Origin of the sequence: Sphaerospermopsis kisseleviana CS-549 (genome assembly GCF_028329225.1) — a bacterium.
Taxonomy (GTDB): Bacteria; Cyanobacteriota; Cyanobacteriia; order Cyanobacteriales; family Nostocaceae; genus Sphaerospermopsis; species Sphaerospermopsis kisseleviana.
Map to the genome: position 1 here is coordinate 1 of NZ_JAQMTI010000046.1, position 8,911 is coordinate 8,911.

Annotated in this window: 10 protein-coding genes; 6 read left to right on the forward strand and 4 right to left on the reverse strand. The window is 36.1% G+C overall.

Translation table 11 applies throughout. The features are described from left to right. The first annotated feature begins 10 nt into the window (after positions 1-10). Positions 11-103 carry a hypothetical protein gene (locus PN497_RS25725; protein WP_334310608.1) on the forward strand — a complete coding sequence of 31 codons (93 nt, stop codon included), beginning with the start codon at positions 11-13 and terminating at the stop codon, positions 101-103. On the opposite strand, the gene PN497_RS03405 is transcribed toward PN497_RS25725, so the two are convergent. Further along, positions 89-775, reverse strand: a complete 687-nt coding sequence (locus PN497_RS03405) for an SDR family oxidoreductase (protein ID WP_096571896.1) — start codon at positions 773-775, stop codon at positions 89-91. The genes PN497_RS25725 and PN497_RS03405 overlap by 15 nt on opposite strands. Before the next feature lie 357 nt (positions 776-1,132). Between PN497_RS03405 and PN497_RS03410 the strand changes: the two genes are divergently transcribed. From PN497_RS03410 to PN497_RS03420, 3 genes are all read left to right on the forward strand, one after another. Then, complete coding sequence (locus PN497_RS03410; RefSeq protein ID WP_096571897.1) at positions 1,133-2,944, forward strand: WD40 repeat domain-containing protein; 1,812 nt, start codon at positions 1,133-1,135, stop codon at positions 2,942-2,944. An 82-nt stretch (positions 2,945-3,026) separates the two neighbouring features. Then, positions 3,027-3,587 carry a Uma2 family endonuclease gene (locus tag PN497_RS03415; RefSeq protein WP_096571898.1) on the forward strand — a complete coding sequence of 187 codons (561 nt, stop codon included), beginning with the start codon at positions 3,027-3,029 and terminating at the stop codon, positions 3,585-3,587. Between the two features lie 330 nt (positions 3,588-3,917). After that, entirely contained in the window at positions 3,918-4,244 is a 327-nt protein-coding gene (locus PN497_RS03420) for a type II toxin-antitoxin system HicB family antitoxin (protein ID WP_096571899.1), read from the forward strand. A 205-nt stretch (positions 4,245-4,449) separates the two neighbouring features. Here PN497_RS03420 and PN497_RS03425 read toward each other — a convergent pair whose 3' ends face one another. Then, entirely contained in the window at positions 4,450-4,905 is a 456-nt protein-coding gene (locus tag PN497_RS03425) for a DUF2996 domain-containing protein (protein WP_096571900.1), read from the reverse strand. Positions 4,906-5,028: 123 nt separating this feature from the next. Here PN497_RS03425 and PN497_RS03430 point away from each other — a divergent pair, with 123 nt between their 5' ends. Together PN497_RS03430 and PN497_RS03435 are read left to right on the forward strand one after the other, a co-directional pair. Then, entirely contained in the window at positions 5,029-5,388 is a 360-nt protein-coding gene (locus PN497_RS03430; RefSeq protein ID WP_096571901.1) for a hypothetical protein, read from the forward strand. A gap of 145 nt (positions 5,389-5,533) precedes the next feature. After that, positions 5,534-6,523, forward strand: a complete 990-nt coding sequence (locus tag PN497_RS03435; protein ID WP_096571902.1) for an adenosine kinase — start codon at positions 5,534-5,536, stop codon at positions 6,521-6,523. Between the two features lie 374 nt (positions 6,524-6,897). On the opposite strand, the gene PN497_RS03440 is transcribed toward PN497_RS03435, so the two are convergent. Together PN497_RS03440 and thrC are read right to left on the reverse strand one after the other, a co-directional pair. Next, positions 6,898-7,173, reverse strand: a complete 276-nt coding sequence (locus PN497_RS03440; protein ID WP_096571903.1) for a MoaD/ThiS family protein — start codon at positions 7,171-7,173, stop codon at positions 6,898-6,900. 103 nt (positions 7,174-7,276) lie between these two features. Beyond that, the gene (thrC, locus tag PN497_RS03445) at positions 7,277-8,581 is read right to left on the reverse strand and encodes a threonine synthase (RefSeq protein WP_096571904.1); all 1,305 of its coding nucleotides are present in this window, start codon (positions 8,579-8,581) and stop codon (positions 7,277-7,279) included. Positions 8,582-8,911 lie beyond the last annotated feature (330 nt).

Genomic DNA, 8,911 nt, shown 5'->3' on the forward strand with positions numbered 1-8,911 from the left:
ACTATTACCAATTACCAATTACCAATTACCAATTACCAATTACCAATTACCAATTACCAATTACCAATTACCAATTACCAATTACCAATTACCAATTACCTAAATCAAACTCTACAAATTCTGGTAAACCTGGATAAATCATATTTTTATCTAATGCAGACAAAACTTGATTATTAGCATTAGTAGAATTTAAACAACGACAAACTAATTCAGCAACATCAGCACGGTGAATACTACCAACAATTCGGGGATCTGCGGTTAAAATACCATTACCTGTAGGTGGTTCTGATTTTAAACCACCGGGACGAATAATGGTATAGTTGAGTCCGCTATTTATCAGGTGTTGTTCTGCTTTTTCCTTTTCAATTAATACTGGTTTGAGTGCTTCTAAAGCTTGAGGAGGAAGCGCACCTACACTATCACCACAACCAATAGATGTTACTAAAATAAACTTTTGTACTTTAGCTTTGACTGCGGCATCAATTAAATTTTTATTACCAATAAAATCTGGTTTGACACCATCTGTAGGTAAACCACCAAGGGTACTAATTACAGCTTGGATAGGTTCATTGCCTAAAAGTGCTTTTTCTACATCATCCACTTTTAAAGCATCTCCGAATACTGGATGAACAGCAATAGCTTCTAATTCCTTAGCGGCTACTTCTGTTCTCAAGAGTGCTTTTACCTTCATATTGTGTGCTGTCAAATATTTGGCGATTTCTTGACCAACACCACGACTAGCTCCAGCGACAAAAATGTAAGATGTAGTTGACATAGTGATTTTCTCAGATAGATCCTTTGATTACACAAATAATTAATATATCCTGGTTTGCTCAATTTGGTAAATTCCTGATATAAGATTGTATCAGCCAAGATTTTGATTTACTGACATAAACCTTCTTAGTGACTATAAATGTTGCTCTAGAAACAGTAAGATGTTTTCAGAGTTAGTTAGAATTTATGGAAATCATTTAAATTTGTTTTTATCTCATTTTCTGACAATCTGCTGTAAATATCAGTTCCTATTTTTCAGATTGTTAAATTTGCTTAATCTTTATTTCACTAAAGGTTATAAAATTGGTTAAATTTCTTAGTATAACTTACATTAGGTATGCAATAGTGTGTCACTATCATGCAGATGGATTGGATTAGTTTACTCAAAGCGCAACAAACGGACTTCCTGCAAAGGGTGAAAAAACCCAAGACAATTGATCTATCTCTTTTGGAAGGTCAAGTCAAAGGTTGTCACAGTGAAATTATGGTATTTTGGGGCGATTCTTTGGCAAAAATTCTGGAATGTTCTCGTAAACAAGCAGAAATTCTGGCCAAAAATCCACCACCCATGCCTCCAGAATATCCTGAACCACCAGATTGGACAATTCCCTTTCCTAAATTTTTTCAAAGTCAAGCGGAAGATTTTCTTGTGCGTGAACAAATTGTAGATCGGGTAATCATAGAACGCTTGGGTAAATTAGTGAAAAAAGTGCCACAAGACACTTTAGAAAATATGGTTTTGGATGATGAGGGAAATTTGCGCGGTGAAAGTAAGTTTACTTATATTTTAAGTAATAATTCCCAAATCAGTGTACAAGTTCACGTAGCGGATGGAGAAAGTTTTAACGGCATTAAAAAAGATAAAATTCGTTGGACGGTAACACAGGAAGATGTGAAAAACCACCAAGTATTAATTTTCTTGTGTTTGTTTTATCCAGGACATACAAAGTTAGGATATCAAAAACAAACAGTGATCACTGGTTTTTTACCTACAAATCAAGTTCAATTTTCCGAACCAAAGTTGTATTTACATCCGAGTAGTTTATTGTATGCTGGTGGTTTAAATTGGTATTTGGAATTTATCAATGGCAATAAAAATGGCAATAAATATGATTCATCCATCACCGATCATAAAATGATGGTGGAAGTGATTCAGACGTTGCCTTCAGAACATCCACAAAAGCATATTATTGGTGATTGGGAATGTTGGCAAACATTAAAAGGACACACGCGAGGAATTAACTGTTTAGCTTATGCTATTAAAGCTTTAACAGTGAAAGATTTGGGTGGTCATAATGTGAAAACTATCCCAATTTTAGCTAGTGGTAGTCGTGGTGAGACAAAGTTATGGGATTTATCTAAAGGTGAATTAATTGAAACTTTAGCAGAATATCCTTGGTCTGTTTCTGGTGTGGTAGATGAAGTTAATTCTTTAGCTTTTAGTACCGATGGACAAACTTTAGTTAGTGTAGGTGCTGATTCTACGGTTAAAATTTGGCATACTGGGGCGTTAGATTTAATTGATATCCTGCATAAACATCAAGGTAGTGTGCGTTGTGTGGCGTTTACTCCTGATGGTAAAAGTTTAGCAACTGGTGGAGATGATAGAAAAATCTTGTTTTGGAATTTGCGCGATCGCCTAGTAGAAAATACTTTATGTTTAGATGATACCGCAGCCCATTCAATGGTATTAAGTCAAGATGGCAAAATTTTGGTGACAGGTAGTTATCGCAAAATCAAAGTTTGGCGTTTAACATCTTCATTTAATAATAGAAATCAGCAAGAAATTAAACCTGTACATATCTTAATAGGTCATTCTCACATTGTTAATTCTTTGGCTATGAGTGCTAATGGTAAATATTTAATTAGTGGTAGTCAAGATAAAACTGTGAGAGTTTGGAATTTAGTAACTGGGGAATTAATGCACACTCTTAAAAGTCATCGAGAAGGGGTTTATGCAGTTACTTTGAGTCCTGATGAACAAATTATTGCTAGTGGTAGTGCTGATCAAACTATTAAATTATGGCATTTGGAAACCGGAGAATTATTAGGAACTTTTTCTGGTCATGCTGATACTGTAACAGCTTTAACTTTTACTGCATCGGGTGAAATGTTGGTTAGTGGAAGTTTAGATAAAACTATTAAAATTTGGCAACGGAGTGAAAATTAGGTGATTGGTGATTGGTGATTGGTGATTTTTGTCAAATTTATGTTATTAATGATATAATGAAGATTATTATTCATTAATAACTATGACTATAACAAAAGAACTCCAAATTACTCTAGATGAGTTTCTGAAATTACCAGAAACTAAACCAGCATCAGAATTTATCAACGGGGAAATTATACAAAAACCAATGCCACAGGGTGAACACAGCCTTCTACAGATTAAATTGTGTACTACTATTAACCAATTAGCCGAAACACAAAAAATTGCCTATGCTTTCCCAGAACTACGTTGTACTTTTGGTGGAGATACTATTGTACAGGATATAGCTGTATTTCGCTGGGACAGAATACCTAAAACCGCATCAGGGAAAATTAACAACCGTTTTGAAATTCATCCTGACTGGGTAATAGAAATACTTTCTCCAGAACAACAACAAAAAAAGGTATTAACTAAATTATTACATTGTTCCCGCAATGGTACAGAATTAGGTTGGTTAATGAACCCAGAAGAAGAAAGTGTTTTAGCTGTGTTTCCTGGGCAAAAAATTGATTTATATGACGGTGAGGATCAGTTGCCAATAGTTGAAGGTATTAATTTAGAATTGACGGTAAAAGAAGTGTTTAGTTGGTTGAGTTTTAGTTAATTATCAATAAATATGAAGGAATTGGGATTTCCAGAATATTCCTTGACATAGTATCAATAGTGGTACTATAATTTCTCTATGGCACAAATTGAAAAACTTTTAGCTGAAATAAAAAATAATCCTAAAGATGTCAAATTTACTGATTTAATTTAGTAAAACTTTGTAATCATTATTTCGGAGAACCTAGACAGCAAGGAACAAGTCATTGTGTCTATAAAACACCTTGGTTTGGAGATCCAAGAGTTAACATTCAAGAAAAGAATGGAAAAGCAAAATTTTATCAAGTCAAGCAGGTTTTAGCAGCCATTGAGAAAATTGAGGGAATGGAAAATGGTTAACTACGACCACTACACATATAAAATTACCTGGTCAAGTGAAGATCAAGAATTTGTAGGATTATGTGCTGAATTTCCTAGCTTATCTTATCTCCATGAAAATCGTAATTTGGCTTTAGAAGGTATTACGAATTTGGTCAAAGATATAGTATTAGATATGGAAGCTAATGGTGAAGAAATTCCAGAACCTATTACAGAAAAAACCTACAGTGGTAAATTTCAAGTTCGTATTACTCCTGAACTTCATCGAAAATTAGCGATAGAAGCAGCAGAAGAAAATGTCAGTTTGAATCGTTATGTAAGTTATAAACTGGGATCTTGAAACTATCTAAATTCCAATTAATTAAAACCCAAAAATAAAAATCCTGTTTTTATCCTGTAAATCCTAAAAGAAATGCTAAAATCCGGCTATATAGGAATAGACAACGACCCCATCACTGGAGTCGTTACCTACCATTTACACGAAATGTAGCACCAAAAGGCACTCACACAACACCAATTATCAATTGTCAATTTTCAATTGATAATTAATTTCTACCTAGCCATTTTTGACCGTTTAAACGGTAAACTAGGCGAGATACCAATAAATCAAGGGTAATTTTGCGCTCATCTATTAAGAATGACTCTAGGGTACTGGGTTTTTTACCTTCGTTACAGGAAAAACCCTTTTTACCTTGAATGTCTGCATCGGGGAAATAGACGTTAAACTGTTTTTGTCCATTTTGCCAAGAACCAATAATTTGCCAGCATTCTTCCGCTGAGTCAAAGCCAATAATAGGATACTTCTGCTTGGCAAAATTTAGCTGTGCATCTGGTACTCCTTCATCTGCGATCGCCTTTTGTAAAGCTGGTAAATAATGTTGCTGCATAAACTCTTCAAATGGTTTATCTTCCACTGCGGGGGGTTTTTCTTTCTTGGCCGCAGGTTTAGCAGCAGCGGGTTTTTCGGTTTCTGCTTGATTTTGATTGGTTTCTTCTGCCATTGCTCAGGTCAATCCTTTATCTAACTGTGCTATAGTCAGTCATTCTTATTTTTACATATCATATTCTTGGCGTTGGTAATTGGTGATTGGGGAAGAGGTGATTGGTAATCAAAAGGAAGAATCATGGAATTAAGTATTGTAGACAACTCTTTGCAAATAGAATTTACTTTAACAGAACAACTTATAGCCATTCGCTTTCACAAACTTTGGCAAATACCCCTAAATCATATTATCTCTGTCACCATAGACCTACCACCAAAAACACTGAAAGATTTACGCGCCCCTGGTACTTTTGTACCGGGATTAATTAAAGCCGGAACTTATTATACAAACAGAGGTAAGGAATTTTGGTATGTGACAAGAAAAAATAATTTTGGTCAGGTTTTAAACATTGATTTAATTAATGAAACCTATCAGAAAATAGTTTTAAATAATATCGAAAATTATCAACAATGGCAACAACAACTAACTCAACACAGATGAACATATAGCAGGAGTCAGGAGTCAGGAGTCAGGAGGAAGTTAATAACCCAATTACCAATTACCAATTACCAGCCTCAACAGATATAATAAGTGTTCAACCAGACATGATATAAGATAACAAAGAATAATTTGTGAGGAGCTAAAAATGGGTAAGAAATATGATGTTTATGGTGTGGGTAATGCTTTGGTAGATATAGAATATGAAGTATCTCCAGAGTTGCTAGAAAAGTTAAACATTGATAAAGGTGTAATGACACTACTAGATGAAGATAGTCAAAATCTTATGTTAGACAATCTCAAACATCTTCATTGTCATAAAAGTTGTGGAGGTTCAGCAGCAAACACAATAGTGGCTATTAGTCAACTAGGAGGAAAAACTTTTTATTCCTGTAAAGTTGCTAATGATGAATTTGGAGAGTTTTATATTCAAGATTTACTCAATTGTCAGGTAGATACTAACTTAAAAAATGCTGATTTGCAATCAGGAATTACAGGTAAATGTTTAGTATTAGTTACTCCTGATGCTGATCGTACCATGAATACATTTTTGGGAATAACAGGAGAATTTTCGAGTCAAGAATTAGTTCCAGAGGCGATCGCAGATTCAGAATATTTATATATCGAAGGTTATTTAGTCACATCTCCCACTGGTAAAGCAGCAGCTATTCAAGCTAGAGATATCGCTAAAAATGCCGGAGTCAAAACCACCATGTCCCTATCTGATTACAACATGGTAAAATTTTTCAAAGATGGTTTATTAGATATCATCGGACCTGGTTTAGACTTTATTTTTGCTAACGAAAGTGAAGCGTTAGGTTTAGCAGAAACAGAAGATTTTCAGGTAGCTGTAGATAAACTGAAAATTCTCAGCCAGAAATTTGCTATTACTCGTGGTTCTAAAGGTTCTGTAGTCTTTGATGGGGAAAAATTAATTGAAATTTCCGCACATCAAGTTCATGCTGTGGATACAGTGGGTGCAGGTGATATGTATGCAGGAGCTTTTCTTTATGGTATTACCCACGGTATGAGTTATGAAGCAGCAGGAAAATTAGCATCTACCGCAGCTTCTCAAGTAGTTACAACCTACGGACCAAGATTAAAAACTGAAGACTTAAAGGCATTATTGACAGCTTAGTATTTTGCTGCAAAACTAATCTTGGTTTTTTTTGATTAATTAACCTTTTTTTGTACTTGTACGGTGTGTCAGAATTTAATATCTGACGCACCTTTATTGCGAGCATCCCAATTTTGAAAAAATAAACGCAGCCACACTCAAAAACCTCTTAAAATCTCTTAACTTTGTGTCCTTTGCGTTCTTTGCGGTTCAATCATATCAAGCCTTGAATGAATTGCGAGATCTCAGAAAAATAAACTTACACATTTGGGATGCTCCCCCTTTATTTTCTTCGTATTGTTGAGATTTTTTGGGATTTATTAACCGCAAAGTTCGCAAAGTACACAAAGGAAAATAATGAGTTATTTTGTGGCGGAAAATTATCAGTCAGTAGCTTAACCACCTGCAATAGCAGGAACAATACTCACTTCATCACCATCTTTTAAGGGTGTTGCTGTTCCACCTAAAAAGCGGATGTCTTCGCTATTAACGTATAAGTTTAAGAAGCGATTTGGTTTCCCCTCTTCATTGCATAAACGCGACTTAATACCTGGACAAACTTGCTCTAAAGAATCAAATAATTCAGCAATGTTGCTACCACTGCATTCTAAGACAGCTTGGTTATTTGTGAATTTTTGCAGAGCAGTGGGAACTAGAACTGTTACGGCCATAGTCTAAAAATTAGTTTTTAGTTTTCAAGTGAGAGTTGGTAGGGGGTTAGCATTGCTCAACCCCTAAAGTCAGTGGTTGATTGTAATTTACCAATGACATCGACTAAACCAGAACTTGTTGCCATTCTAGGCGATCAAGAGTGCGGGATCTTTCTAACGCCCGTTCAAAACTATCAAGTTTGGCATCAATAGTCAAAGGTTCACCAATATAACCTTGTACCGCTTCTTGGGTTTTCAAACCGTTGCCAGTGATGTACACAACTGTAGTTTCATCTGGATCAATTTTACCAGCTTCTACTAATTTTTTCAGCACGGCGATGGTTGTACCACCTGCGGTTTCGGTGAATATACCTTCGGTTTCTGCTAACAGTTTGATACCTTCGATAATTTCTGCATCATTTACTGATTCAATATTACCGCCTGTTTTTTGGGCGATTTCTACAGCATACACCCCATCTGCTGGGTTGCCAATGGCAATGGATTTAGCAATTGTATTCGGTTTTACTGGTTGAATAAAGTCTCTTCCTTCTTTGAAAGCTGTAGCAATGGGAGAACAGCCTTCTGCTTGTGCGCCACTAAAGCGAACTTTTTTACCTTCGACTAAACCAACTTCGGTAAATTCTTGGAAACCTTTATAAATCTTGGTGAACAATGAACCAGAAGCTAAAGGTGCAACTATATGATCTGGTAGTTCCCAGCCTAGTTGTTCTGCAACTTCAAAACCTAATGTTTTAGAACCTTCGGAATAATAAGGACGAAGATTAATATTGACAAATCCCCAACCGTGTGTATTGGCAACTTCTGAACAGAGGCGGTTTACTTGATCGTAGTTGCCTTTGACTGCCATTAAGGTGGGACTGTAAATTAAACTACCTAATACCTTACCAGCTTCTAAGTCAGAAGGAATGAATACACAGCAATCTAAACCAGCATAGGCAGCGATCGCAGCGGTAGAATTTGCCAAGTTGCCGGTACTAGCACAGGAAACAGTTGTAAAACCTAATTCTCTAGCTCTGCTCAGTGCCACAGACACCACCCGATCCTTAAAGCTCAGGGTGGGCATATTTACGGCATCATTTTTAATATAAAGTTTATTTAGACCCAGGCGACGGGCAAGACGATGAGAACGCAATAAGGGAGTCATCCCTGTTCCCACATCTATATAGTTGTCGGTAGCAACGGGTAAAAACTGACGATAACGCCAAATTGAATTAGGACCAGCTTCAATAGTTTCTCGACTGACAGACTGACGCAAAACATCATAGTCATATTTAACTTCCAATGGACCGAAGCACAACTCACAAACATGAGTAGCTTGGAGTTCGTATTCTGCACCACATTCTTTACACTTGAGTGCTTTCAATATGGAAGTGTTGGCTTTGTTTAAGTTTGCGATGGCCTGAGTCATAAACTAGCTTTCCCCGTATATCCGTCAACTGTGAAAAAAATACTAACACGAGGCAAAATACTCGTCAAACATACCCGACAAAAATAGTCGGATATTAGGTTACAGGGAACAGGTGATAGACAGTAAGTAGGGTTTGCTGAATAAACCTAAAACCTTGATATATCAAAGGTTAGAGGCTGATAAACACAGAAATTAGTCCAAGGGTTTTGAAGGGTATACCGGAAAAAGTGTGCATTTTTGGGATTTCAAGAGATGGCAAAGAAATTTTCAAATCTCCTCCTGACTCCTGACTCCTGACTCCTGACTCCTGACTTCCAGAACTCCTAACTC